Source organism: Streptomyces spirodelae, assembly GCF_017676385.1.
Lineage (GTDB): Bacteria > Actinomycetota > Actinomycetes > Streptomycetales > Streptomycetaceae > Streptomyces > Streptomyces spirodelae.
This window is the reverse complement of the sequence record NZ_JAFFZN010000024.1, coordinates 76311-100259: the sequence shown is the minus strand read 5'-3', so window position 1 is coordinate 100259 and position 23949 is coordinate 76311. Positions and strand designations below refer to the sequence as shown.

At 71.6% G+C, this 23949-nt stretch carries 21 protein-coding genes and 1 tRNA gene; 13 read left to right on the top strand and 9 right to left on the bottom strand.

Annotated features, from left to right (window positions below):
• Window positions 1-77 precede the first annotated feature (77 nt).
• From JW592_RS23950 to JW592_RS23930, 5 genes are all read right to left on the bottom strand, one after another.
• Window positions 78-998: a coiled-coil domain-containing protein gene (locus JW592_RS23950; protein ID WP_209267276.1), complete on the bottom strand. Its 921-nt coding sequence runs from the start codon at window positions 996-998 to the stop codon at window positions 78-80.
• Between the two features lie 107 nt (window positions 999-1105).
• On the bottom strand, window positions 1106-2098 hold the full coding sequence (locus JW592_RS23945; RefSeq protein ID WP_209267275.1) for an LCP family protein: 993 nt from the start codon (window positions 2096-2098) through the stop codon (window positions 1106-1108).
• Window positions 2099-2229: 131 nt separating this feature from the next.
• A complete protein-coding gene (locus tag JW592_RS23940) occupies window positions 2230-4728 on the bottom strand; it encodes an SUKH-4 family immunity protein (RefSeq protein WP_209267274.1) in 2499 nt (832 codons plus the stop codon).
• Window positions 4729-4735: 7 nt separating this feature from the next.
• Window positions 4736-5749, bottom strand: coding sequence for an SMI1/KNR4 family protein (locus JW592_RS23935; RefSeq protein WP_209267273.1), 1014 nt, complete (start codon window positions 5747-5749; stop codon window positions 4736-4738).
• A 111-nt stretch (window positions 5750-5860) separates the two neighbouring features.
• A complete protein-coding gene (locus JW592_RS23930) occupies window positions 5861-6727 on the bottom strand; it encodes a hypothetical protein (protein ID WP_209267272.1) in 867 nt (288 codons plus the stop codon).
• A 186-nt stretch (window positions 6728-6913) separates the two neighbouring features.
• Between JW592_RS23930 and JW592_RS23925 the strand changes: the two genes are divergently transcribed.
• Together JW592_RS23925 and JW592_RS23920 are read left to right on the top strand one after the other, a co-directional pair.
• On the top strand, window positions 6914-7561 hold the full coding sequence (locus JW592_RS23925) for a YwqJ-related putative deaminase (RefSeq protein ID WP_209267271.1): 648 nt from the start codon (window positions 6914-6916) through the stop codon (window positions 7559-7561).
• Complete coding sequence (locus JW592_RS23920; RefSeq protein ID WP_209267270.1) at window positions 7558-8106, top strand: SUKH-3 domain-containing protein; 549 nt, start codon at window positions 7558-7560, stop codon at window positions 8104-8106. The genes JW592_RS23925 and JW592_RS23920 overlap by 4 nt, the downstream gene beginning before the upstream one ends.
• A 42-nt stretch (window positions 8107-8148) precedes the next feature.
• Here the strand turns inward: JW592_RS23920 and JW592_RS23915 are convergent, their stop codons facing one another.
• The gene (locus JW592_RS23915; protein ID WP_229376693.1) at window positions 8149-9756 is read right to left on the bottom strand and encodes a sensor histidine kinase; all 1608 of its coding nucleotides are present in this window, start codon (window positions 9754-9756) and stop codon (window positions 8149-8151) included.
• Window positions 9757-9935: 179 nt separating this feature from the next.
• Here JW592_RS23915 and JW592_RS23910 point away from each other — a divergent pair, with 179 nt between their 5' ends.
• From JW592_RS23910 to pth, 6 genes are all read left to right on the top strand, one after another.
• On the top strand, window positions 9936-10811 hold the full coding sequence (locus JW592_RS23910; RefSeq protein WP_209267269.1) for a hypothetical protein: 876 nt from the start codon (window positions 9936-9938) through the stop codon (window positions 10809-10811).
• 7 nt (window positions 10812-10818) lie between these two features.
• Window positions 10819-10890: transfer RNA gene (locus tag JW592_RS23905), tRNA-Gln, on the top strand.
• Window positions 10891-11021: 131 nt separating this feature from the next.
• Complete coding sequence (gene glmU / locus JW592_RS23900; protein WP_209267268.1) at window positions 11022-12596, top strand: bifunctional UDP-N-acetylglucosamine diphosphorylase/glucosamine-1-phosphate N-acetyltransferase GlmU; 1575 nt, start codon at window positions 11022-11024, stop codon at window positions 12594-12596.
• Between the two features lie 145 nt (window positions 12597-12741).
• The gene (locus JW592_RS23895; RefSeq protein ID WP_209267267.1) at window positions 12742-13719 is read left to right on the top strand and encodes a ribose-phosphate diphosphokinase; all 978 of its coding nucleotides are present in this window, start codon (window positions 12742-12744) and stop codon (window positions 13717-13719) included.
• A gap of 222 nt (window positions 13720-13941) precedes the next feature.
• A complete protein-coding gene (locus tag JW592_RS23890) occupies window positions 13942-14541 on the top strand; it encodes a 50S ribosomal protein L25/general stress protein Ctc (RefSeq protein WP_209267266.1) in 600 nt (199 codons plus the stop codon).
• A gap of 255 nt (window positions 14542-14796) precedes the next feature.
• Window positions 14797-15387 (top strand): aminoacyl-tRNA hydrolase, encoded by a 591-nt coding sequence (gene pth, locus JW592_RS23885; protein WP_209267265.1) that lies wholly within the window; start codon window positions 14797-14799, stop codon window positions 15385-15387.
• Window positions 15388-15415: 28 nt separating this feature from the next.
• On the opposite strand, the gene JW592_RS23880 is transcribed toward pth, so the two are convergent.
• Entirely contained in the window at window positions 15416-16135 is a 720-nt protein-coding gene (locus JW592_RS23880) for a DUF421 domain-containing protein (protein WP_229376691.1), read from the bottom strand.
• A 132-nt stretch (window positions 16136-16267) separates the two neighbouring features.
• Between JW592_RS23880 and JW592_RS23875 the strand changes: the two genes are divergently transcribed.
• Window positions 16268-16783 (top strand): hypothetical protein, encoded by a 516-nt coding sequence (locus tag JW592_RS23875; protein WP_209267264.1) that lies wholly within the window; start codon window positions 16268-16270, stop codon window positions 16781-16783.
• Between the two features lie 39 nt (window positions 16784-16822).
• Here the strand turns inward: JW592_RS23875 and ppc are convergent, their stop codons facing one another.
• Window positions 16823-19558: a phosphoenolpyruvate carboxylase gene (ppc, locus tag JW592_RS23870; RefSeq protein WP_307805520.1), complete on the bottom strand. Its 2736-nt coding sequence runs from the start codon at window positions 19556-19558 to the stop codon at window positions 16823-16825.
• Window positions 19559-19954: 396 nt separating this feature from the next.
• Here ppc and JW592_RS23865 point away from each other — a divergent pair, with 396 nt between their 5' ends.
• The 3 genes from JW592_RS23865 (at window position 19955) to JW592_RS23855 (ending at window position 22512) form a co-directional block, all read left to right on the top strand.
• Window positions 19955-21094 carry an acyl-CoA desaturase gene (locus JW592_RS23865; RefSeq protein WP_209267262.1) on the top strand — a complete coding sequence of 380 codons (1140 nt, stop codon included), beginning with the start codon at window positions 19955-19957 and terminating at the stop codon, window positions 21092-21094.
• Window positions 21095-21167: 73 nt separating this feature from the next.
• Entirely contained in the window at window positions 21168-21851 is a 684-nt protein-coding gene (locus JW592_RS23860) for a TetR/AcrR family transcriptional regulator (RefSeq protein WP_209267261.1), read from the top strand.
• 106 nt (window positions 21852-21957) lie between these two features.
• Window positions 21958-22512 (top strand): GNAT family N-acetyltransferase, encoded by a 555-nt coding sequence (locus JW592_RS23855; RefSeq protein ID WP_209267260.1) that lies wholly within the window; start codon window positions 21958-21960, stop codon window positions 22510-22512.
• 50 nt (window positions 22513-22562) lie between these two features.
• Here the strand turns inward: JW592_RS23855 and JW592_RS23850 are convergent, their stop codons facing one another.
• A complete protein-coding gene (locus tag JW592_RS23850; RefSeq protein WP_209267259.1) occupies window positions 22563-23366 on the bottom strand; it encodes a trans-aconitate 2-methyltransferase in 804 nt (267 codons plus the stop codon).
• A 71-nt stretch (window positions 23367-23437) separates the two neighbouring features.
• Here JW592_RS23850 and JW592_RS23845 point away from each other — a divergent pair, with 71 nt between their 5' ends.
• Complete coding sequence (locus tag JW592_RS23845) at window positions 23438-23935, top strand: MarR family winged helix-turn-helix transcriptional regulator (protein WP_209267258.1); 498 nt, start codon at window positions 23438-23440, stop codon at window positions 23933-23935.
• The last annotated feature ends 14 nt before the right edge of the window (window positions 23936-23949 follow it).

Here is a 23949-nt window from a genome sequence, read left to right as displayed (position 1 = left end):
GCAAGCGAACCGGGTCCCTTTCAGGGTACGCCGCCCCCCTGACACCACCGGTCCCGGCGAAAAAGGGCGGAGCTTACTCAGTCCGCGGCGGAGGCGGACTGCTGGGCCGGGACGGCGGGGTCTTCGGGTGCGCGGCCGGTGAGGGCAGCGAGGGAGGAGCGGACATGCGCCATGTGCTGCCGCAGCTCCTCGGCCCGCTCGGCGTGCTCCCTCAGCACCCGCTCGGTCTCCCTCTCGATACCCTCGGCCCGCACCTTGGCCTCCGCCAGGATCTCCGCGCCGCGCGCCTCCGCGTCCTCCTGCCGGTGTCGCGCCGCCTCCTCGGCCTCAGCGTGCGCCCGCTTGGCGTCGGCGAGGGCACGCCGGCCGCGTTCGTCCAGCTCGGCGGCGTACGCCTGGAAGTCGGTCTCCTTCTTGGCCATCTCCCGTTCGAAGGCGTCAGCCTGCGCCGCCTGCTCGTGCTCCTGTTCGGTCAGCAGCGCCGCACACCTGCGGGACATCTCCTGGAGCGCGTCGAATGCCTCCTGGCCGATCTTCTCGGCCTGCGACCGCGCCTCGACGCGCAGCTCGTCGGCGCGGTCCTGGGCTGCGTCCAGTGTCCTGGCCGCGGCGGCCTCGGCGTCCGCGCGCCGACGCGCCGCGGACTCACGCGCGGCCTCACGTACGGAGCGCGCCTCCTCCTCGGCGCGTTCTGTCAGTTCCTGCGCCTCGGACTCGGCCGCTGTCCGTACGTCGGCGGCCTCGGATTCGGCGGTGGCGAGGAGCCCCTGGGCGCGTGGACCGAGCGCCTCGTAGGTCTGCGGTGGCAGCGCGGTGGCGATGCCGCGCAGCTGTTCGGCCTCCTCGGCCAGCTCCTGGGCGCGCTGGGTGAGCTGCGCGGTGCGGTGCCAGGCGGCCTCGCGTTCCGCGTTCAGCTCGGTCACGCGGCCGTCGACCTGTTCGGGCCGGTACCCGCGGCCCCGGACGACGGTGAAGCCGTGCGGCGACGACGCACTCATATCGAGCCCCTTATCTCGGCAAACTCGTCACTCTGGTCACTCTTGGCGATCCGGCGTTCCCGACGCTCACGTCGACGACGCTCGCGTCCGGCCCGCCCCAGGATGCGCTACTTCACCGTGGTTGCCGTAATCGGCACATCATGCCGCAACTGATGAAAAAGAGAACGTGACCCGGATGGCTCCCAAGTGACCACGCTTCCGGCACCCGGCACGCTGAGCCCGGGGTTCGCGACCGGGACGGTCGTCGTACCCCCGTCGCCCTCCGTCAGCCGTCTGATCTTCCAGCCCATTCGTGTGAGTGACAGCGCTGAGCTGCCCCGGTCGACGGTGACCGCGTCCAGGGCCGAACCGAGGAAGGGGTAGAAGCGGAAGGGGTTGCCGACGGTGGCCGGGCCCGTGCCCTCCCGGACGAGCGCGCTCAGCAGCTCCCGCTGCCGCTCGACCCGGCCCAGGTCCCCCTGCGGGTCGCTGTAGCGCGCCCGGACGAAGGCCAGCGCCTGCCTGCCGTCGAGCGTCTGGCAGCCCGCGCGCAGCTCGGCCCCCGCCTTCTCGTCCCGCAGCGGCTCGTCCAGACAGATCCGTACGCCGTCCAGTGCGTCGACGAGGCGGGTGAAGCCGAGGAAGTCGACCTCCGCGTAGTGGTCGAGGCGCAGCCCGGTCGCCTGTTCGACGGTACGGGTGAGCAGCTGGGGGCCGCCGCGTGCGTACGCCGAGTTGATCTTGCCGCGGCCGTGACCGGGGACGTGGACGTACGAGTCGCGCGGGATGCTGACCAGGTACGGGCCCGCATCCCCGTGGTGCAGCACCATCACCGTGTCGGTGTTGCGCCGGCCGCCCCCGCCCACGTGCAGCTTCTCGCGCTGCTCAGGGCTGAGGTCCGCGCGGGTGTCGGTACCGACGATCAGCCAGTTGGTGCCCTTGCCGGGTGCCGGGCGGCCCGGGTAGTCGGCGAACGCGTCGGTCTGCCGCACCCGGTTGTCCGCCCACACATACGTCCCGGCCACCGCCACTCCGCAGGCCAGCAGCAGCACGCCGAGGAGAAGCACGACGACCCGCCACCATCTGCGGCGCGGGCCGCTTGCGCGGTGGACGGTGCCCATGCATCGAGCCTCCCGCACGGAGCGCCGGTCGGCACGTCGGCGCCCCGCAACGGGCGCGGTGAACTGCGCGACAAGCCACAACGCACCGGCGCCCCGCGACGACGGGAAAGGGGCACCCCCTCACCGAACAACTAGAACAAACCGTCCCACATCTGTTCGAGCAGCACCGACCACCAATTCTCCGGCGAGGCCAACGCGGCAGCGTCGAGCGCGGCGAGCTGCGCCTGGAAGTCGACCGTCCACCGGCCGGCCTGCTCGGGCGTCAGCCCGAACCGCAGGCGCCACATCCGCCCCAGCATGGCCATGCACCGCACGAACTCCGGAAGCCCGGTGTTCACGAACTGCGGCGGCGCCGGCTGCCCGCCGGGCCCCGCCTCCAGCGGCACGGCCACGATGTTGGCCGTGCCGTACTGCACGCACAGCTGACGCCCGAAGTCCGTCCCCACCACCAGGTACGACCCCGCGTCGGAAGCGGGCTGTACGCCGCGCTCCTGGGCGAGCTCGGCCAGGGTCGGAATGGGCCTGCCGGGCTGGGCCTGTCCCCAGAAGAAGGGGCCCATGTCCAGGGGGACGCCCGCCCACACGAGGGTCTGCGCCACGATGTCGGGCACGCCCTGCCGGGAGACGGCGCGCTGGTCGAAGCGGAAGACGCCCTGCGGCCCGAACGCCTGCATGAGCTCCTGCCCGACGGCGTCGGGCGGGATCGGCGGCGCTGCCGGAATCTGGCCCGGCGGCGGCAGCGGCACCCGGTTGGGCGCCGGCCGCGCCGGACCGTCGGCGACCTGGTGCAGCTCGCCCTGGTGCTCGATCAGGTGCCGCATGCCCTGCTGCCGCGAGGCGTGGTCGGTGCCGTACGAGGCAGTGTGACTGACCCGCACCTGCGGCCAGGTCTCGCGGATCATCCGGGCGCAGTAGCCACCCGGCAGGTCACAGGGCTCCAGCTCGGTGTGGAGCTCGACCACCTGCTGCGGGGGCACGTTCATGGCCCGCAGCTCGTGCAGCAGCTGCCACTCCGGGTGCGGAGTGCCCGGCGCGGAGCGGCGGATGAGCTGCTGCTCGGAGCCGTCCGGCGCCCGGTAGCGGAGTACGGCCATATAGCCGGGCCCGACCGTGGGCTGACCCGGCTGCGGCTGCGGTGCTCCGGGCGGCGGGGTGCCCGTCCCGGGCCCCATGGCGGGCGCGCCGGGCGGCGGGGTGCCATGGACTCCCGGCGGCGGGGCGCCGGGAGCGCCGGGCGGCGTTCCGGGCGCGCCGGGCGGCCCGGGAGGTGTGGGACCGCCGGGGCCGGGGCTCGCGAGCATCGTCGCCGCCTGGTGCACGCCACCACCGCCCGGGCCCGCGGCGTCGCCGGGCGGCGGGGTGGCCGGGTCGCCGGGCAGGTCCGGCTTGGGCTGCTGCCCGCTCTGGCTGATCTGTTCGGCGAGGTCGTCGGCCGAGACCATCTGCGTGGGCACATACCCACCGCCGGGAGCTCCGGGCGCTCCGGGAGCTCCGGGCGCGGACGGCGGCGGAGGGGTGCCCGCACCGCCGCCGGAGCGGTCACCTGGCGCACTCGGTGCCCCCGGGGTACCGGGAGCACCGGGCGGCGGAGGTACGGCGGGACCCGTGCCCCGGGAGGAGGGCCGGGCGGCCGCCGAGCCGTGCGGGGCCCGGCTGGTGGTGGCATCCGCGATGTCCCCGGCGCCGGAGCCGGGGGCGGCCGGTGCGGCGGGAGCGCCGGGCGCCCCGGGCATCTGGAGGCCGCCCTGGGAGGGGTCGGCCAGCATGGTTGCGGCGTGGTGGACGCCACCACCACCGGTGCCGTCACCCGTGCCTGCGCCGTCCGTGCCGCCGCCGGCGCCCGTGTCGTCGGTGCCGGTCCCGCCGCCGGGCGCACCGCCCTGGGAGGGCGAGCCGGGGTCCTGGGCCGGGGGCCGGCCGAAGTCTGCGCCCGGATCGTCGAGCGCGGGGGCCACCGTGGTCCTGGGCAGGGCGCTGCCCTCGAGCAGCAGTTCGGTGCGTGCCTCGGAGCCGGGGGGCGGCGGGGTGTCGTCCTCGTCGCTGCCCATCAGCGGCGGCGCGAACACGGTCGCGGGCGGCGCCTGCGCCTCGCCGCTTCCGGCGCCTCCGGTGTCGGCACCGTCCCAGGGGCTGGCTGGGGACGTGCTTCCGCCCAGCGAGCCGCCGCCGGCGGGCGAGCCACCGCCGAGCGAGTCCCCGGCCGAGGCGGCCGGCGCGGGCGAGGCGGGCGCGCCGGGGCCGTCGGCGCGGCGGTCCGGAATGCCCATCTTGTCGGCTGCCTGCTGGAGCCACTCGGGCGGCGTCAGCAGGAACGAGGTCGCCTCCAGGTCGAGCCGCTGCTCCGAGGGCGGCGGTGGCGTGACGGCCGGTTCCTCGCCGTACTCCTCCTCGTAGCGGCGGATGACCTCGCCCACCGGCAGCGCCGGCCACAGCGTCGTCTCGCCGCTGTCGCGGGCGATGACCAGCCGGACGTCGCCGCCGTCCGAGGCCGGTCCGCCCTCGCGGTCCTCGGCCCAGGCGACGAAACCCAGGTCGAACTCGCGTACGCACACCTCCCGGTGCTGGTACGCGGGCATGTCGCCGTTGACCCAGCGCTCGGCGCGCTCCTGGGCCTGCGCCAAGGTCACCATCGCGCTCTCACCTCTCCAACGGGACGGCTCGCGCGAAGCCGCCGTCCACCATCAGGTTCGCCACGGTCTCCAGCTCCGGCGGGTTCCCGGCCAGCCGCAGCAGGAACTCGTCGAAGTCCGCGCCGCACGGCCGCAGCAGCCGCTCCACCCGCTCCTGGACCTGCAGACCGTCGGCGTCCCTGGCGTCGTCGTACGCGCAGAACCACACCGAACCGACGGCCTCGCCCCGCACCTTCACCGCGATCAGCCCGCCCTGCACGAAACCGACCCCGAGATAGTCCTTGGTGAGGTGGTCGCGCAGACACTTGTTGATGTAGACGAGGTCGTTGACGGCCGCGTCGTCGCGCACCGTGAAGAACGGCTGGTCGACCAGCAGGCCCAGCTCCGCGTCGAGAGCCACGCCCTGCGGGGCGCAGCCGCCCGCGACCTTCAGGAACATCCGGTAGGCGCCCGGCAGCCGGTAGCCCAGCCGCTCCTCGATGTCCAGGACCTGCCGCTCGCTGACCGCCGACTCGGGGCCGTGCGGGACCGCGAAGTGCGCGGGGCGGGTCTCCTGGAGGGGACGCGTACCGGTCTTCTCGTGGTCGACAGCCGCCGTGGCCAGTCCGCCGTGGTGCCGCAGCAGCGCCTTGACCTCCACAGGGACGAGCTCCATCCGACGGCTGTCCGGCACGTGATGCCACGTCCAGCCGTGCGGGGTCGCCACCGGCGGCAGATCCGCCCACAGCTCGTGCCCCTCGGCGTGCAGCGCGGCGTTGGCCGACACGTAGTCCGTCAGGCGTAGTTCGTCGCCGCCGAAGCCCTCCGGGGGCTCCGCGATCTCCGCGGCCGCGCGGGCGTAGGCGGAGAAGTCCGGGAACCCGCTGTGATCGACCCGCACCCCCTGGGGGTAGCGGGCCGCCCTGACGGGGTCCGGGAAGTTCACGACCTGCCCGGCGTACGCCCGGTTCGGTGGCGGGGCGGCTGGTCCACGGCCCTGAGGGCCGGGAGCTGCCCCCACCCCAAGCCGACCTGTCGTCATGGCGTTGACTCCCTGCTGCTTCTGGCTGGTACCGAACAGCCTATGCGGTACGGCAGCAGGCAGACACCGGCCCTGGTGATCAGCCCCTGAGCAGCGCGCGCTCGCCGCCCGTCACCCCTTCCCCGCGGCCTCCAGTTTCGCCAACTGCTTGTCGATGAGCCGCTTGGGCTGCTCGGGCCCCTTACCTGTCAGCGATGTCGACATGAAGGTCATCGTGTTGGCACCGGAACGGACAACCGTGACCTGCACCCCGTATGGCTTGTTCTTGGCGTTGGTCATACCGAACCGCACCGAATCGTCCCCCATCCCCGGGGACGGCTGCGGCTCGACGACCACCTTCTCCCGCTTCCCGGTGCCATCAGGCTTGTCCTCGATCTTCGGACACTTCTCCGCCCCGGTCTTCAGGTTCCCCAGGAACGTCTCGGCGTCGCCGGGCCGGTAGGCGGAGAGCAGCACCTGGTGGATCGTGCTCCCGGTGGTGAACTGGTCCTTGCCGCCCTTGAGGAGGCCGGCGGCCACCGAGGCGGTGCGCTTCTGCTCGGAGCCCTTGCTGAAGAGGTCGATCAGCGGACGGCACTCCGGGCCGGCCTCCGGCGGGTCGTCGTCGAGCGCTTTCCTGCTCTCGTTCACCCGGTAGCCAGGGGCGTCCTCGGAGTTGAGGAGCGCGGTGCGCAACTGCCGCTCGGTCAGCGGCTTCGCTGAACCCTTGTCCGGCTTGTCCGTCTCATCGCCCTTGCCGCCGCCGGTGCCGGTACCCCCGTCGCCCTTGCCGCCGTCCCCTTCGCCGCCCTTGCCGCTGTCGCCACCCTGGCTCTCACCACTGCTGCCGCCGCTGTTGCCGCCGCTCTTGCCGCCCCCGTCGTCGTCTCCGCCTCCGCAGGCAGTGAGGGGCAGCAGCAGTGCGGGCAGTACGGCGACAGCCGCGAACGTACGGCGCAGCGCAGCGCGGGGGCGCGCGCGCCTCGTCGTGGGGGTCATGGCTATCCCTCTCGGTCGGGACTGGCCATCATCCGCCGCCCCCAGGGGCCCCACAGGGCACCCTTCACAGCACCGCCACCACCGCCACAATTCCATGACATCACCGGCGGAATGATCGACTCATGCGCCACACTGCATACTTGGGCGAGCCCCGGCACAGAGGGGACACTCTGGGAGGAAGCTCCATTGCACACGGCACCACAGGCGCACACACCGCGGCGGCCAGAAGCTCCGCAGTCGCAGCCCGGCGCGTACACCCACGCGCACGACAGCAGCGACCCGCGCATCGGCTGGATAGCCGCAGCCGACTCCCTCAGCGCCACCGCACCGGTCCTGCTCCAGCGCCGCGACGGCATCCTGCCCGCCGTCGCCGCCGCGCTGTCCATCCGGGGCGAGACCCTCACCTGTACCGGCAGCAAGAGCGAACGTCCGCCCGCCCTCCACCCCTTGGTGCAGGACTTCCTCGACACCCTCACCACCGACCGCCGCTCCCGGCGGACCGGCCGCTGCCCCGAAACCGTACTGCTCTCGCGCTATCTGACCGCCACCGAGGCCGCACGCGCGGACAAGCGCGGCGGGCGCAGACCGGCCAGGAGCGGCCGCGCCGGCAAGGGTGCCGCAGGCAAGGCGTCCCGCGCGGCGAAGGCCCCCAAGCCACTCACGCTCAGCGAGGCCAAGCGCGCCCTCAAACACGCCAAGCTCACCGCGCGCCGTATCCGCGAGGACGGCGACCCGCTGCACGGCAGCTACGCGCCCCCCTGCCGCTCCTGCGGAGCGCTGCTGGCCCACTTCGGGGTGCGGGCCGTGGACCCGGCACGGGAGAACGCGCAGTGACCACCCGTTTCCCCGTCGCCGTCGACGACCCGCTGCGCAACGCCGGATGGGAGCCCGGACGGTGGGACATCCGGCAGGCCGAACAGTGGGCCGACACCCTGCGCGGCCACATCTCGCCCGGCGGCCACCGGCACGCGGTCTTCCCCGCCGCCGTCGAGGTCTGGGCCGAGTTCGGCACCCTGCACATCACCCCGACAGGGCCCGGCCGGCACCTCGCACCCTCGCCCGTCTACATCGACCCGCTCCCCGGGCTGCACTCGGCGCGCACCTTCTCCGACCTCGGCCGCGCGCTGGGCACCCAGGTCTGCCCGATCGGCACCGAGGGCGAGGACGAGGCGCTGCTCGCCATCGACGCCGAGCGCCGCGTCTACAGCATCGACGCGACCGGCGACTGGTACCTGGGCGCCGACTTCGACGCCGCGCTCTCCGCACTGATGATGGGACTGGTGCCCGCCAGACTGAGCGCGAGCGCACCACCACCGCCGTCCGCTCCCCGGCAGGAGAGCACCGGCCCGGAAGGGCTCACAGACGCGCGTAGCGGGTGATGGGGGAGCTCGCGGACGCGCGTAGCGCGAGTGTGGCGGAAGTCAGGAGCGCGCGTAGGGGATGATCGCCGAGACACGGAAGCCGCCCGCGTCCGTCGGCCCTGAGACGAAGCCGCCGCCGAGCGCAGTCACCCGTTCCCGCATGCCCACCAGGCCGTTGCCGCCGCTGGGCAGGCCCGCGTCGGCCGCGCCGTCGGCGGCCGGATCGTTCTCCACCTGGAGCGCCACCTCGGCGGCCCGGTGCGCGACCCGTACCCGGGTGGCGGCACCCGCCGCGTGCTTGTGCACATTGGTCAGCGCTTCCTGGACCACCCGGTAAGCGGTCTGCTGCACCGGCTGCGGACAGGCACCGTCGGGGCTGCCCTCCACGCTGAGCTCCACCGTCATCCCCGCCGCACGCGACTGCCCGACGAGCACGTCGAGCTGCGCCAGCGAGGGCGCATCGGAGGGTCCCCCACTCCGGTCGGTGCGCGGCGCGCCGTCCTCGTCCGCGGCCCGCGCTCCCTCTTTACGGGTGTCCGCTGCACCGGCGCTCGCCCGCCCGGCAACCGCCGAGGCGAACTCGGCCAACCGCGAGGGCGCCTCGGCTGCGTCGTCACCGTAGGACCGCACAGCAGCGGTGGCGGCGGACCCGGAAGAGTCCGCCGAGGCCCCGGAACCGGTGGCGGAGGGTGAGGCGGCGCGGGAGCCGTCCTGCGAGCCGGCACGGGCCGGCCCGGAGCCCGCCACCCGCTCGGCGCCCTGCTCCCGCAGTTCCGCCTGCTCGGTCTGCTCGGTCTGCTCGGTCTGCTCGGTCTGCTCGGTCTGCTCGGCCTTCTTCTCCGCCTTCTCCGCCTCGCCGGACCGCAGGACGCCCAGCATGGTGCGCAGCTCGTTCAGCGCCTGCCGCCCCATGTCGCCCACCAGCGCCGCGTTCCTGGCGGCCTTCTCCGGGTCCTTGAGCGCCACCGCCTGCAGCGCCGCCGCGTGCACCACCATCAGGCTCACCCGGTGGGCGACCACATCGTGCATCTCCCGCGCGATCCGGGTGCGCTCCTCGTTGCGCGCCCACTCCGCGCGCTCCTCCGCCCGGTCGGCCAGCAGCGACAGCTCGCGCTCCAGCCCGTCGGCACGCTCCCGCAGCGACTCCACCAGCCGCCGCCGCGCCCCCACGTAGAGGCCGAGCAGCACGGGTGGCGCCGTCACACCGATCGACATCAGCACCGTGACCAAGGGGACGAACCAGGCCGAGGGGTTGAATTCGGGGTCCTGCCCGATACTCTGCTCCAGCCGGAAGGTGGTGATCACCAGCATGCCGACGGCGGCCATGGAGGCCAGCAGCCCGGTGATCCGTCGCGGCACCTCGGTGGCGGCGAGCGTGTAGAGGCCGACGACGCTGAGGAAGGTGCCCATCTCGGCCGGTATGACCGCGATGGCCACCAGGACGACGGCTATCGGCCAGCGGCGGCGCAGCACCAGCGTCGCCCCCGCGAGGGCGCCCAGCACGATCGCGAGCACACCGGGGACACCCGCTTCGCGCGCGAAGCCCTGGCCCTGCAGTGCGCACTCCGCGGCTGAGGCCGCGCCCAGGGCGATGTCGAGCACCGCACTCCGTGGTCTCTCCCACCACCACGGCCCGCCCCGCGTACGGTTTTCCCCCGTCTCGGTCATACCGACCACCCTACGACCGCACACCGTCGGCTTGTCCGGCCGATCCCCGGAATACCCCATTCCGCTCATCTGTCTGCGACCGGATGATTGTGCAATCGAACAGACCCCCTTTCACTCGAACCGAGCAATGGAACACGTTTTCCCGGCACGCCTCACCGGTGGCCGCCGAGACTCACCCCATGCCACGCACATACGACGCCCACCAGTACGAACAACTCCGTGAGCAGGCCGTCGCGCTGCGCCGCGCGGGGCTCAGCCGCCGCCAGATCCGCGACCGCCTCAAGGTCGGCAACAACGACCTCCTCAACCGCCTCGTCCAGGGCGAACCCCCACCCGCCTGGACCCGGCGCCCCAACGCCAAGGACGGCCTGCGAGCGCGGGCGCGCGAGCTGCGGCGGCAGGGGTGGACGTACGACCGGATCGAACTGGAACTGGGGGTCTCCCGCAGCTCGGTCTCCCTGTGGGTCCGGGACCTGCCCAGGCCGCCTCGGCGGTCCCCTGAAGAACAGCAGGCGCTTATGCACGCCGGACTCGTGAAGCGCTACAAGGCACTGGACGCCGAGCGGGAAGCAACCAAAGCAGCTGCGCACGCGGAGATCGCCGATCTCACCGACCGCGAGTTGTTCCTGGTCGGAGTAGGGCTGTACTGGGCCGAGGGCGCCAAGAGCAAGCCGTACCGCCGCTCCGAGACAGTCCAATTCGTCAACAGCGATCCGAGGATGATCCGGCTCTTCCTCGCCTGGCTGGACCTGCTGGAGGTGGAACCGGAGCGGCGCTGCTTCCACGTCATGATCCATGAGTCGGCGGACGTGGCGGCGGCAGAGCGCTACTGGGCAGAGCTGGTGGGGATTGCCGTCGATGGTCTCCTCAAGACGGCGCTCAAGAAGCACAACCCCAAGACCGTCCGCAAGAACGTAGGGGATGACTACCACGGATGCCTTGCTGTCCGTGTCCGACGTGGCGCCAATCTCTACCAGCGCATTGAAGGATGGTGGGCGGGGATCTGCGACGCGCGAACCCCAAAGACGAGCAGGACCGAATCGGGTACGCTCTGAGCCGCAGTCCCCCGTGGTGTAACGGGCAGCACCCTGGATTTTGGATCCAGTAGTCAAGGTTCAAATCCTTGCGGGGGAGCTCATACACGCAAACCCAGGTTCGAGTCCTCACCGGCGGCTGCCGTCCTCAGGCCCCGCCCTCCCTTCACACGGCGAACCCCCCGGTATCCTGCGGGACAGCACCCACCCCCGAAGCCGAAGGGCACACCCGTGAGCGTCACTCGCCCGGCAGCCGTCGTCGTTCTCGCAGCGGGTGAGGGCACCCGCATGAAGTCGGCGACCCCCAAGGTCCTGCACGAGATCTGCGGCCGCTCACTGGTCGGCCATGTGGTGAGCGCCGCGCGGGCGCTGGATCCGGAGCAGCTGGTCGTGGTCGTCGGGCACGCACGGGAGAAGGTCACCGCACATCTGGCGCAGCTCGACCCCGGTATCCGTACCGCCGTGCAGCACGAGCAGAACGGCACCGGGCACGCGGTCCGGATGGCCCTGGAGGAGCTGGGCGGGGACGGCCCTGCCGGGACGGTGCTGGTGACCTGTGGCGACACCCCGCTGCTGACCGGTGAGACGCTGCAGCAGCTCGCGGACACCCACGTCGCGGACGGCAACGCCGTCACCGTGCTGACGGCCGAGGTCCCGGACGCGACGGGCTACGGCCGGATCGTGCGCGAGGGCGGCCGGGGCGATGGCGGCGGTGCGGTCACCGCGATCGTGGAGCACAAGGACGCGAGCGAGGAGCAGCGCGCGATCCGGGAGATCAACTCGGGGGTGTTCGCCTTCGACGGCCGCCTGCTGGCGCAGGCGCTGGGCGAGGTTCGTACGGACAACAGCCAGGGTGAGGAATACCTCACGGACGTGCTCGGCATCCTGCGGGAGGGTGGTCACCGGGTGGGCGCGGCGGTGGCCGGCGATCACCGCGAGATCGCGGGGATCAACAACCGCGTCCAGCTGGCCGAGGCGCGCCGGATGCTGAACGGCCGGCTGGTGGAGGACGCCATGCTGGCGGGGGTCACGGTGGTCGATCCGGCCACCACGTGGATGGATGTGAGTGTGACCTATGAGCCGGACGCCATGGTCCATCCGGGTACCCAGCTGCTGGGCGGCACCCATCTGGGTGAGGACAGCGAGGTGGGCCCGAACACCCGGCTGACGGACACCGTGGTGGGTGCGGGTGCGACGGTCAGCAACACGGTCGCGCAGGGTGCTCGGATCGGTGCGGGTTCTTCGGTCGGTCCGTACACCTATCTGCGGCCGGGTACCCGGCTGGGGCCGAGGGTGAAGGCCGGCAGCTATGTGGAGATGAAGAACGCGGAGATCGGTGAGGGGACGAAGGTGCCGCACCTCTCCTATGTGGGTGACGCGGTGATCGGCGAGCACAGCAACATCGGTGCGGCGAGTGTGTTTGTGAACTACGACGGTGAGAGCAAGCACACCACGACGGTCGGTTCGCACTGCCGGATGGGCGCGGACAACATGTATGTGGCCCCTGTCACGGTGGGGGACGGCGCCTACAGTGCGGCCGGCTCCGTGATCACCAAGGATGTGCCGCCCGGCTCGCTGGCCGTGGCCCGGGGGCAGCAGCGCAACATCGAGGGCTGGGTGGCCAGGAAGCGTCCGGGCAGTGCGTCGGCGCAAGCAGCCCAGGCGGCCCAGGTAGCGAGGGCCGAGGGCTCGGCCCAGTCCGGGCAGTCGGCGGGTGGCGCGGTCCCCGGGACGGCTTCGGACGGGGCCGAAACCGTTCGTTCGGCGAACGGTACGGGCGGGCAGGTTTCCGCCGAGGAGGGTTAAGACCGGGTATCCGGTTGTATGACGTGGGGCGTACGGTTATGGAGAGCCTGATTGGCCATGCGGCCGAAAACCGACGCCGCCCCCGCAACCGACGCCGCCCCCCGCTGAGCCGCCGTGCGGCGCACCACACAGGGAGACAACAGCAGTGACCGGGATCAAGACGACCGGCGAGAAGAAACTCATGCTCTTCTCCGGCCGCGCCCACCCCGAACTCGCCGAAGAGGTCGCCAAGCAGCTCGGTATCGGCGTGGTCCCGACCAAGGCTTTCGACTTCGCGAACGGTGAGATCTACGTCCGCTTCCAGGAGTCCGCGCGCGGCGCCGACTGCTTCTTGATGCAGAGCCACACGGCTCCCATCAACAAGTGGATCATGGAGCAGCTCATCATGATCGACGCGCTGAAGCGGGCTTCGGCGCGGAGCATCACCGTGATCGTCCCGTTCTACGGCTACGCCCGGCAGGACAAGAAGCACCGCGGGCGCGAGCCGATCTCGGCGCGGCTGATGGCCGACATGTTCCAGTGCGCGGGTGCGGACCGTATCCTCACCGTCGATCTGCACACCGACCAGATCCAGGGCTTCTTCGACGGTCCGGTCGACCACCTGTTCGCTCTGCCGCTGCTGGCGGACTATGTGGCGGCCAAGACCGACCGCGACAAGCTCACCGTCGTCTCGCCGGACGCCGGCCGGGTCCGGGTGGCCGACCGCTGGGCCGACCGGCTCGGCGCTCCGCTGGCCATCGTCCACAAGCGCCGCGACCCCGATGTGGCGAACCAGGTGACCGTGCACGAGGTTGTCGGCGATGTGAAGGGCCGGGTCTGTGTCCTGGTCGACGACATGATCGACACCGGCGGCACCATCTGCGCGGCGGCCGAGGCGCTGTTCGCCAACGGTGCCGAGGATGTCATCGTGACGGCGACGCACGGCGTGCTGTCCGGCCCGGCCGCGGACCGGCTGAAGAACTCCAAGGTCAGCGAGTTCGTCTTCACCAATACGCTGCCCACGCCCGGTGAGCTGGAGCTCGACAAGATCACGGTGCTGTCGATGGCGCCGACGATCGCCCGCGCGGTGCGCGAGGTGTTCGAGGACGGCTCGGTGACCAGCCTCTTCGACGAGCAGGCGTAGGCGGCCCGGCCGCGGGCCCGGCCCGCTGATCGATTTCCGACCGGCCTCCTTCGCCGCGTAGACTCTGCGAGTCGCTCGGCGAGGGAGGCCGGTCCTTTTCGACGTCCTACGTCATCTCAGGACCGGATGCTCCGTTATCGACGCGCGCTCTTCGTAGCAGGTCCGTCGGGACCGAGTGGCACCGCAGACATCCGTACCACCGTCGCTAACGAGGAGCGCAGCATGGCTGACGTCAACATCAGCGCGACCATCCGCAACGAGTTCGGCAAGGGCTCCGCCCGCCGTCTCCGCCGCGAGGAGAAGGTCCCCGCTGTCATCTACGGTCACGGCGCCGAGCCGGTCCACGTGGCCCTGCCCAGCTACGACATGATGATGGCGCTCAAGACCCCCAACGTCCTGATCCACCTGGACGTCGCGGGCAAGAAGGAGCTCGTCATCCCCAAGGCCGTCCAGCGTGAGGCCATCCGCGGCTTCCTGGTCCACATCGACCTGCTGACGGTCAAGCGCGGCGAGAAGGTCAACGTCGAGATCCCGATCCACATCGAGGGCGAGCTGGCCCCGGGCCAGAACCTGATCGAGCACGTCTACAACTCGCTGCCGGTCGAGGCCGAGGCCACCCACATCCCCGAGTCGGTGACCGTCTCCGTCGACGGCCTGGACGTCGGCGACCAGATCCTGGCCAAGGACATCGCGCTGCCGAGCGGTACCTCGCTCGCCATCGACGGCGATGAGACCGTCATCTCGATCCTCGCCGCGCAGGCCGAGGAGCCCGCGGCCGAGGGCGAGGAAGCCGCCGAGGGCGAGGCCGAGGCCGGCGAGTAGGACCGCGCGCCCCTGGGTGCCACGTGTGCCGGACGGGTTGGTGGAAGCCGCCCGTCCGGCACACGCGCACACTGTCCGGAGGGCATCGGCTCTTCCGGAGGGCGTCGGCTCTCCGGGAAGGCACCGGCTCTCGGGGAGGCGACCGGCTGTGCCGAGAGCACCGGCTCTCCGGGAGGCCACCGGCTGTGCCGAGGTCACCGGCTGTGCCGAGGACGCCGGTGAGCCGGGAAACAACTGACGACCGGAGGACCACCCATGTCGGCCACCACCCCGTGGCTCATCGCCGGACTCGGCAACCCGGGCCCCGACTACGCCGGCAACCGGCACAACGTGGGCTTCATGGTCGCGGACCTGCTCGCGGGGCGGATGGGCGGCGGTTTCAAGTCCCACAAGGCGGGCCGCGCCCAGGTGCTCGAGGGACGCATCGGTATCCCCGGCACCACCAGCACCCGGGTGGTGCTCGCCAAACCGATGTCGTACATGAACGTATCCGGCGGTCCCGTCAAAGCGCTGCTGGACTTCTACGGCGTCGGCGCCGACCACTTGGTCGTCGTCCACGACGAATTGGACATCGACTACGGCGCCCTGCGCCTCAAGTTCGGCGGCGGCGACAACGGCCACAACGGCCTCAAGTCCCTCACCAAGCTGCTGGGCCGCGACTACTACCGGGTCCGCTTCGGCGTCGGCCGGCCCCCCGGCCGGATGCAGGTCGCCGACTACGTCCTCAAGGACTTCTCCTCGACGGAGCGCAAGGAACTCGACTACTTCGTCGACCGCGCAGCGGACGCCTGCGAAGCGCTGATCCTCGACGGCCTGGAGCGGGCCCAGAGCACCTACAACAGCTGAAGCCGCCTGTACGGCTCACGAGGGCCTCCTACTTGCCCCTGCCCGCCCGCAGCATCTCCTCGATCGCTGCGAGCCGCTCCGCGAGGCGGTCGATGTCGGCGCGGGTCGCCTGCTGGGCCTCGGGGCCGGGGACGATGAGCAGCCTGCCGTCCGGCTCGAGGCTGCCGTGTTCGACGGTCTTGACGGTGCCGCCCGTCTGCAGCCGTACGACCTCCTCGACCTCCCCGGTGCGCAGGCCGAGCCGCCGCATGGCGCGGCGGACGATGTGACCGTCCTCGATCACGGTCGTCGGCTTCCCCTCCAGCAGCCGTGCCATGTTGCCTTCGACCGCGAGCAGCCTGTTGACGAGCGCGTTGACGGCCACCAGCGTCGCGGCGCCCACCAGGCCGCCGAGGAGGCTGAAGTCGTTGCCGATGACGGCGTTCTGCACCACGTTGGACAGTAGGAAGATCACCACGAAGTCGAAGGTGTTCATCGACGCCAGCCCCCGCTTCCCGGCCAGCCGGAACAGCACGATGATGACGACGTAGACCAGGACGGTCCGTACGATCTTCTCGACCACCGGGATCTCGATCGTCACCATGTCGTGCCACATACCCACTGGCCTCCCTCTCGGTTCCGGTCCCGGGTCGGTCCGGGACCGGTCACACATGAGCCGGTATTCCATGCCCAGGCCGAACAGGATGGTGAACAGGAACAGCGGGAGCCAGTTGGCCACGCCGCCGTGGTAGCGCCGCTGCCACGTCATCCCCCTTGGCTCCGGAACGGCGAGCCGTCTCCTCGGTGGCGGCGGAGGACGCGCTTCCGATAGTGGCTCAAGCACCCACAAGCCGGTCGGCCGAGGTTGACCGGCTTCGGTCAAGTGGCCAGGATCTCCGCCATGCCTTCACGAGTCGCACGCACCCAGCCCAAGCGCAGCCGTATGCGGCGGCTCGGCGAGACCGCCTTCGGGATGCTGCTGCTGGCGCGGGCCGCGCTGATGGCGCTGATCGCGCTGGTGCTGGTGGTGGCCGGAGGGTGGACGTCGTGGGAGACGGCGGCCACCGCCATGGCGGGGGACGAACGTGGCACCGTCACCGTCAGGAAGTGCGGGGACGACGAGTGCACCGGGACGTTCCGCGGCGAGGAGTCCTCCGGGCCGGAGAAGGTGACCGTCTCCGAGTTCGTCTCCGGCGGGGAGGGGCAGACCGTGGACGTGGCCGTACAGCCCGGTACGGACCACGTCATACGGACCGGGCCCGCCGGGATTCTCTACGCGTGGGTGCCGCTGGGCGGGGCGCTGCTGCTGGCCTCGCTGGTGATCGCGGGCGGCCTGCGGATGAAGAGGACCGCGGTGCTCACCGGGGCGTGCGGTGCCCTGATCATGGGCGGGGCCTGGGCGCTGCTCGCGTTCTGAGACGAGCGGCACCCAGGCCCCGTAAGCCGCCGGAGGACGTCAGCCGGTGTTGCGCAGGCCCGCCGCCACGCCGTTGACGGTGAGCAGCAGCGCGCGGCTCAGGTTCTCGTCCGGCTCCTTGCCCTCGGCCGCGGCCTGCCGCTGCCGGTGCAGCAGGGAGACCTGCAGGTAGGAGATCGGGTCGAGGTAGGCGTCCCGGATCTTCAGCGTCTTCTGGAGGACCGGGTTGGACTCCAGCAGTTCGCTCTCGCCCGTGATGCGGAGCACTTCCTCCACCGTGCGGGCGTGCTCGGCCTCGATGGTGGCGAAGACGTGCCGCAGCTCCTCGGGGACCAGTGTCTCGACGTAGTGGCGGGCGATCCGCAGATCGGTCTTGGCCAGCGTCATCTCGACGTTGGAGAGGAAGTTGCGGAAGAAGTGCCAGTGGGTGTGCGCCTCTTCCAGCACGCTGTCGAGTCCGGCCTCGCGGGCTGCCTTCAGGCCCGTGCCGACGCCGAACCAGCCGGGCACGATCTGCCGGGACTGGGTCCAGCCGAACACCCACGGGATGGCCCGCAACCCGTCGAGCCCCGCACCGGTGTCGGGGCGGCGGGAAGGGCGGGAGCCCAGGTGGAGCTCGGCGAGCTGGTCGACGGGGGTGGAGGCGAAGAAATACGCGGGCAGGTCCGGGTCCTCCACCAGCTCGCGGTAGGCCCGGTGCGCGGCGTCGGAGACGGTGTCCATGGCCGCGTCCCAGCGGGCCAGCGCCTCGTCGGACTGGCGCGGCGCGGTGTGCAGCGCGGATGCCTGGAGGGTGGCCGAGACGGTCAGCTCCAGGTTCTCCCTGGCCAGCGAGGGCACCAGGTACTTGTCGGAGATGACCTCGCCCTGCTCGGTGACCTTGATCTCGCCCTCCAGGGTGCCCCAGGGCTGGGCGAGGATCGCGTCGTGGGTGGGGCCGCCGCCGCGGCCGACGGTGCCGCCGCGGCCGTGGAAGAGCCGCAGCCGGACGCCGTGCCGGTGTGCGACGTCACGCAGTCGGCGCTGGGCGCGGTGGATCTCCCACTGGCTGGTGGTGATGCCGCCGAACTTGGAGGAGTCGCTGTAGCCGAGCATGACCTCCTGGAGGTCGCCGCGGAGCGAGACCAGCTTGCGGTAGGAGGGGTCGGAGAGCATCGCGTCGAGCAGTTCGTCGGCGATCTTGAGCTCGTCGGTGGTCTCCAGCAGCGGCACGATGCCGATCTTGGCCCAGCCGCCGTGCAGGTCGATCAGTCCGGCCTCGCGGGCGAGGACGGCGGCGGCGAACACGTCGTCGGCGCCCTGGCACATCGAGAGGATGTACGACTCGATGACCTCGGGTCCGAAGGTCTCCAGCGCCTTGCGGATCGTCTCGAAGACGCCGAGGGTCTTGGCGCCGGCCGCGTCCAGCGGCGCCGGGCTCGGGGCGAGCGGGCGGCGGGAGCGCAGCTCCTTGGCCAGCAGCCGCTGCCGGTAGTCGCGCGGCATGTCGGCGTAGCGCCAGGACTCCTCACCGAGCCGGTCGAAGAGCTGGCCGAGCGCGTGGTGGTGGGCCTCGGCGTGCTCGCGTACGTCCATCGTGGCGAGCTGGAGGCCGAAGGCCGCCACTGTGCGCAGGGCCCGCTCCAGGCGGCCGTCGGCCACCAGACCGCCGCGGTGTTCGCGTAGCGAGTCCTGGAGGAGTGCGAGGTCGGCGAGCAGCTCTCCGGTGCCCAGGTAGTCCCGGCCCTCGGTGTGCGGGAGCTTCTCGGCCAGCCGGGTGCGGGTGTTCAGCAGCTTCTGCCGGATGCAGGTGGCCTTGAGCCGGTAGGGCTCCTCCGCGTTGAGCCGCTTGTAGCGGGGGCTGATCTCCGGAAGCCGGGCGAGGTCTCTTTCGAGTGAATCCAGCAGCGGCTGCGTGGCGCCGCAGTTGCGGATCGAGTTGGAGAGGGCCCCGCGCAGCTCGTCCACGTGTGCGAGGGCGTCGGTGATGCCGTGCTCGTGCTGGAGCAGCAGCACATCCCAGGTGACCTCGGGGGTGACGTTGGGGTTGCCGTCGCGGTCGCCGCCGATCCAGGTGCCGAAGGTCAGCGGGCGGGTGCCGGAGGGCAGCGGCGCGCCGGCCCGCTCCAGCTCGGCTGCCAGGTCCTCCAGCACGTCGCCGACGGCACCGCGGTGCAGCTCGTCGAGGTAGTAGATGGCGTTGCGCGCCTCGTCCGCCGGCTCGGGACGGGCGACGCGCAGCTCGTCGGTCTGCCAGACCAGGTCGACGTTCTCGGCCAGCCGCAGGTCGGTACGGCGGCGCTCGGCCCCGCCCGGCTGCCCGTCGGCCTCGTCCAGCAGCTCGGCGATCTTGCGGAGCTTGGTCAGCACCGAGCGGCGGGCCGCCTCGGTGGGGTGCGCGGTGAAGACGGGGCGTACGGAGAGGTGACGCGCTGTGTTCGCCAGATGGGCCGGGTCGGCGTCCTTGAGCATGTCGGCGGTACGGGCGAGCATCCCGCCGTCGCCCGCGCGGCGGCGGCGCAGCTCGCGGCCGCGGTGCACCTGCTCGGTGACGTTGGCGAGGTGGAAATAGATGGAGAAGGCCCGCACCAGCTTGGTCGCGGTCTCCAGGTCGGTCTCGCCCAGGAGTTCGGCCGCCGCCTCACCGTCACTGCGGGTGAGTGCGCGGACGCGCTCCACCAGGTCGAGGAGCTCGGCGCCCTCCTGGCGCACCAGCGTCTCGCCCAGCAGATCACCCATCCTGCGGATGTCCGCACGGAGGGCCGAGTTCGACTCGGCCGCGTCCACGCTGTCCACGGTGAGGCTGTGGCTGCCGGGGGACTCCCCTGAGCTGCCACCGCCGGCGGCCGGGCCGCCGCCGACGCCTCCCACCGTCCCGGGGTCACTCGATCCGGGCAGGTTCTCCGGCGGCTCGGGGGTTCGCTGGTTGCTGTCGGCGCTGCTCACAGGTGCGGCTCCCTTGCGGGGTTGCTTCCCTTGCGGGGTTGCTTCGGGCAGGTGGCGGACCGCGCTGTCCGACGGAACAAGGATAGGTCGGGCTCAGCGTGGTACAGGACTCCCGTCCGAGGGGTGGGCAGCGCGGCGGGCCCGCCCCGCTGTGCACCCCTCTTGTCCCGTGACCTACGGCTGCCATACTTACGTCGCCGTAGGTTACGGAACCGTAGCCAAGCCGAGGTCCAATGAGGGACATCTATGACGACAAGCCCGGACGTGCTCGACAGTTCGCCACAGGACGCCCCCGCCGACTCGCCGGGGGCCACCTCCACCACCGGACAGGCCGCAGGTGCCGCCTCCCCGACCCCGCTGCCCTCCGCGACGCTGGGCGGTGAGAAGCGGCGCTCGGCGGAACAGCTCGCGCTGCTGATGTTCATCACCGTCCCGTTCGTCGCGCTGGTGGCCGCGGTGCCGCTGGCCTGGGGATGGGGGGTGAGCTGGCTCGATCTGGGGCTGATGGTCGCGATGTACTTCATCGGCTGCCACGGCATCACGATCGGCTTCCACCGCTACTTCACACACGGCTCGTTCAAGGCGAAGCGCCCGCTGCGGATCGCGCTCGCGGTCATGGGCTCGCTCGCCGTCGAGGGCCCGCTGGTGCGCTGGGTCGCCGACCACCGCAAGCACCACAAGTTCTCCGACGCCGAGGGCGACCCGCACTCGCCGTGGCGCTACGGGGAGACGATCCCCGCGCTGATGAAGGGCCTGTGGTGGGCGCACGTCGCCTGGATGTTCGACGAGGAGCAGACTCCGCAGCACAAGTACGCGCCCGACCTGGTCAAGGACCCCGCGCTGCGCGCCGTCTCCCGCCAGTTCGTGATGTGGACCGTCGTCTCGCTGATGATCCCGCCGGTGATCGGCGGCCTCGCCACCTGGTCGTGGCAGGGCGCGGTGACCGCCTTCTTCTGGGGCTCGCTGGTGCGCGTCGCGCTGCTGCACCACGTCACCTGGTCGATCAACTCCATCTGCCACGCCGTCGGCAAACGCCCCTTCAAGTCCCGGGACAAATCGGGCAACGTGTGGTGGCTGGCGATCCTCTCCTGCGGCGAGTCCTGGCACAACCTGCACCACGCCGACCCCACCTGCGCCCGGCACGGCGTCCAGCGCGGTCAGATCGACTCCAGCGCGCGGATCATCCGCTGGTTCGAGAAGGCCGGCTGGGCGTACGACGTGCGCTGGCCGAAGCACGACCGGCTCGACTCGCGGCGCAACACGGAGGGCTCGCGCCGCCGCAAGGCCAAGCAGGGCGCCCCCCACACCGCTGAGCAGGACCCGGCAGCGGCCGGCGCCGTGGGCGACGACTCCCGCCGTCCGGAGCAGCCGGCCAGGGCGGCATGATGGCGTGCTGACCCAGGGGCCTCAGCAGGCCCCCGGGTCCCGAGACAGCCGGACAACAGGGAAGGCCCACTCCGTGCCGACCGACGAGACCACGCCGCCGTTCGGCGGTGGGACGCCGCCGTCCAGCAGCCCGAAGAAGCGCACCCGCCGCCGGATGACCGGCAAGGAGCGCCGCGAGCAGTTGCTGGACATCGGCCGCACTCTCTTCGCCGAACGCGGCTTCGAGGGCACGTCGGTGGAGGAGATCGCCCATAAGGCCGGGGTGTCCAAACCGGTCGTCTATGAGCACTTCGGCGGCAAGGAGGGCCTGTACGCGGTCGTCGTCGACCGCGAGATGCGACGTCTGCTGGACATGGTGACCGGGGCGCTTACGGGGGGCCACCCCCGTGAGCTGCTGGAACAGGCCGCGTTCGCACTGCTGGACTACATCGAGCAGTACACCGACGGCTTCCGCATCCTGGTGCGGGACTCCCCGCTCCCCCAGTCGACCGGCACCTTCGCCTCGCTGATCTCCGACATCGCCACCCAGGTCGAGGACATCCTCGGCCGCGAGTTCAAGACCCGGGGCTTCGATGCCAAGCTCTCGCCGCTGTACGCCCAGGCGCTGGTCGGCATGGTGGCCCTCACCGGCCAGTGGTGGCTCAACGTCCGCAAGCCCAAGAAGGCGGAGGTCGCGGCCCACCTCGTCAATCTCGCCTGGCACGGCCTCGACGGCCTGGAGCAGAAGCCGCGCCTGATAGGCCACAGGCGCTCCTGAGTCCCCCGGGCTCGGCAAGAAATTCCTCGGTCCAGTGGCCGGGCGTGTGCGAAGCTCCCCCTCGTGGTGTGCCGAGGTGTGCGCACCCCGAGCGCGAAGGACGAGGATGTTCGCGATATCCCTGGGTGACGACGGCGCCGAGCTGCGCCCGCTGGAGCCGTGGCAGGCGGAGGAGTTCCTGGCGCACATCGAGCGCGGGCGGGAGTTCATCGGGGCCCATGTGGGGCTGCCGGACGCCAACAAGGATCTGCCCTCGGCCCGTGCTTTCCTCCAGTCGTACGCGGAGAAGGCCGCCACCGACACCGGGCGGATCCACGGCATCTGGACGGCCGACGGCAAGCTGGTCGGCGGGGTGCTCTTCCGCACCATGGACGTGCCCCAGGGCACCGCGGAGGCGGGCTGCTGGCTGGAGCCGGCGGCGGTGGGCAAGGGCCTGGTGACCCGGGCGGTACGGGTCATCATCGACTGGGCCTTCGAGGAGCGCGGCATCCACCGCGTGGAGTGGCACGTCTCCTCGGCGAACGAGCCCAGCATCGCCGTGGCCCGCCGCCTGGGAATGCGGAAGGACGGCGTGCTGCGACAGAGCTTTCTGTACCGGGGCGAGCGGGCCGACATGGAGGTCTGGTCGGTCCTCGCCCCGGAGTGGCGCCGCACCCCGTAAGGGCATGAGCTGACTGCCGGCCCTCTTGCCGGGCAACAAGGCATGATGCCTCAGCGCTTGGCGGCGATGACGAACACGCGGCGGAACGGGAACGCCGTCGTACCGTCCGCGTCGGCCGGGTACGCCTCCCGGAGGGCTTCCGCGTACTCGGCCAGGAAACGGTCCCGCGCGTCGGGGTCGTCGGCCAGGCGTTCCAGTACGGGGCGCAGCGCTGTGCCCTTGGTCCATTCGAGTACCGGGTCGGGACCGGTGAGCCGGTGGAGATAGGTGGTCTCCCAGACGTCGACGTCGCAGCCGTCGGGCCCGAGCGGCGCGAGGAGTTCGGCGTAGGCTGCCGGGGTGAGGACTGCGTCGGTGCGCGATGCGGCACCGACGCGGCCCCGCCAGCGCGGGGAGTCGCGCAGTTCGGCCAGCAGGGTGTGGCTCGGAGCGTGGAAGTTGCCGGGCACCTGGAAGGCGAGGACGCCACCGGACGGCAGGGCGGCGAGCCAGTCGGGGAAGGCGTGCTGGTGGCCGGGCACCCACTGGAGCGCCGCGTTGGAGAAGAGCAGGCCGAAGTTCTCGGCCGGGTCGGGGCGCCAGTGTGCGAGGTCGGCGTGGGCGAAGTCGAGCCGCCCGGTCCGGGTGTGCGCCGCGGCCTCGGCGAGCATCTCGGGGGAGTTGTCGTACCCGGTGATGTGCGCCCGGGGCCACCGCCGGGCCAGTGGCTCGCTGGGTCCGCCAGGGCCGCAGCCGAGGTCGGCGATCCGCACCTGGGGATGACCGGGCAGGTGATCGGGTACGTGTGCGAGAAGATCGAGAACGGGACGAAGGCGAGGTCCGGCGTTCCGCAGATACTGCTGGGGGTCCCACATGGCAGCAGCGTGCCCGCACGCTCTCTTGACGTCAAGAGACTTCACGTCGACACAACCTCTACACTGATCCCATGGAGGACGAGGTCGACCGTTTGGTGGCAGCATGGCGCCGGGAGCGCCCTGACCTCGACGTCGAACCGCTCGAGGTGCTCAGCCGGGTCAGCAGGCTGGCCCGGCACCTGGACCGGGCGCGGCGTATCGCGTTCTCCGAGCACGGTCTCGAGCCGTGGGAGTTCGACGTACTGACAGCGCTGCGCCGTGCGGGCACCCCCTATCAGCTCTCCCCCGGCCAGCTGCTCACCCAGACGCTGGTCACCTCCGGGACGATGACCAACCGCATCGACCGCCTCGCCAAGAAGGGGCTGGTGGAGCGGCTGCCCGACCCCAGTGACCGGCGGGGTGTCCTGGTCCGGCTCACCGCCGAGGGACGGGACCGCGCGGACAGCGCGCTGGCCGGGCTGCTCGACCAGGAGCGCGCCATCCTCGTCGAGCTCTCCCCCGTGCAGCGCGGCGAGCTGGCCGGGCTGCTGCGCCAGTTGACGGCGCCGTTCGACAACATCCCCACCTGAGCGGCGGCCCTCCG

Coding starts and splice junctions, on each gene's coding strand:
- JW592_RS23950 (WP_209267276.1), bottom strand. CDS start 998: ATGAGTGCGTCGTCGCCGCACGGCTTCACCGTCGTCCGGGGCCGCGGG.
- JW592_RS23945 (WP_209267275.1), bottom strand. CDS start 2,098: ATGGGCACCGTCCACCGCGCAAGCGGCCCGCGCCGCAGATGGTGGCGG.
- JW592_RS23940 (WP_209267274.1), bottom strand. CDS start 4,728: ATGGTGACCTTGGCGCAGGCCCAGGAGCGCGCCGAGCGCTGGGTCAAC.
- JW592_RS23935 (WP_209267273.1), bottom strand. CDS start 5,749: ATGACGACAGGTCGGCTTGGGGTGGGGGCAGCTCCCGGCCCTCAGGGC.
- JW592_RS23930 (WP_209267272.1), bottom strand. CDS start 6,727: ATGACCCCCACGACGAGGCGCGCGCGCCCCCGCGCTGCGCTGCGCCGT.
- JW592_RS23915 (WP_229376693.1), bottom strand. CDS start 9,756: ATGACCGAGACGGGGGAAAACCGTACGCGGGGCGGGCCGTGGTGGTGG.
- JW592_RS23910 (WP_209267269.1), top strand. CDS start 9,936: ATGCCACGCACATACGACGCCCACCAGTACGAACAACTCCGTGAGCAG.
- JW592_RS23890 (WP_209267266.1), top strand. CDS start 13,942: ATGGCTGACGTCAACATCAGCGCGACCATCCGCAACGAGTTCGGCAAG.
- pth (WP_209267265.1), top strand. CDS start 14,797: ATGTCGGCCACCACCCCGTGGCTCATCGCCGGACTCGGCAACCCGGGC.
- JW592_RS23880 (WP_229376691.1), bottom strand. CDS start 16,135: ATGACGTGGCAGCGGCGCTACCACGGCGGCGTGGCCAACTGGCTCCCG.
- JW592_RS23875 (WP_209267264.1), top strand. CDS start 16,268: ATGCCTTCACGAGTCGCACGCACCCAGCCCAAGCGCAGCCGTATGCGG.
- JW592_RS23865 (WP_209267262.1), top strand. CDS start 19,955: ATGACGACAAGCCCGGACGTGCTCGACAGTTCGCCACAGGACGCCCCC.
- JW592_RS23855 (WP_209267260.1), top strand. CDS start 21,958: ATGTTCGCGATATCCCTGGGTGACGACGGCGCCGAGCTGCGCCCGCTG.
- JW592_RS23850 (WP_209267259.1), bottom strand. CDS start 23,366: ATGTGGGACCCCCAGCAGTATCTGCGGAACGCCGGACCTCGCCTTCGT.
- JW592_RS23845 (WP_209267258.1), top strand. CDS start 23,438: ATGGAGGACGAGGTCGACCGTTTGGTGGCAGCATGGCGCCGGGAGCGC.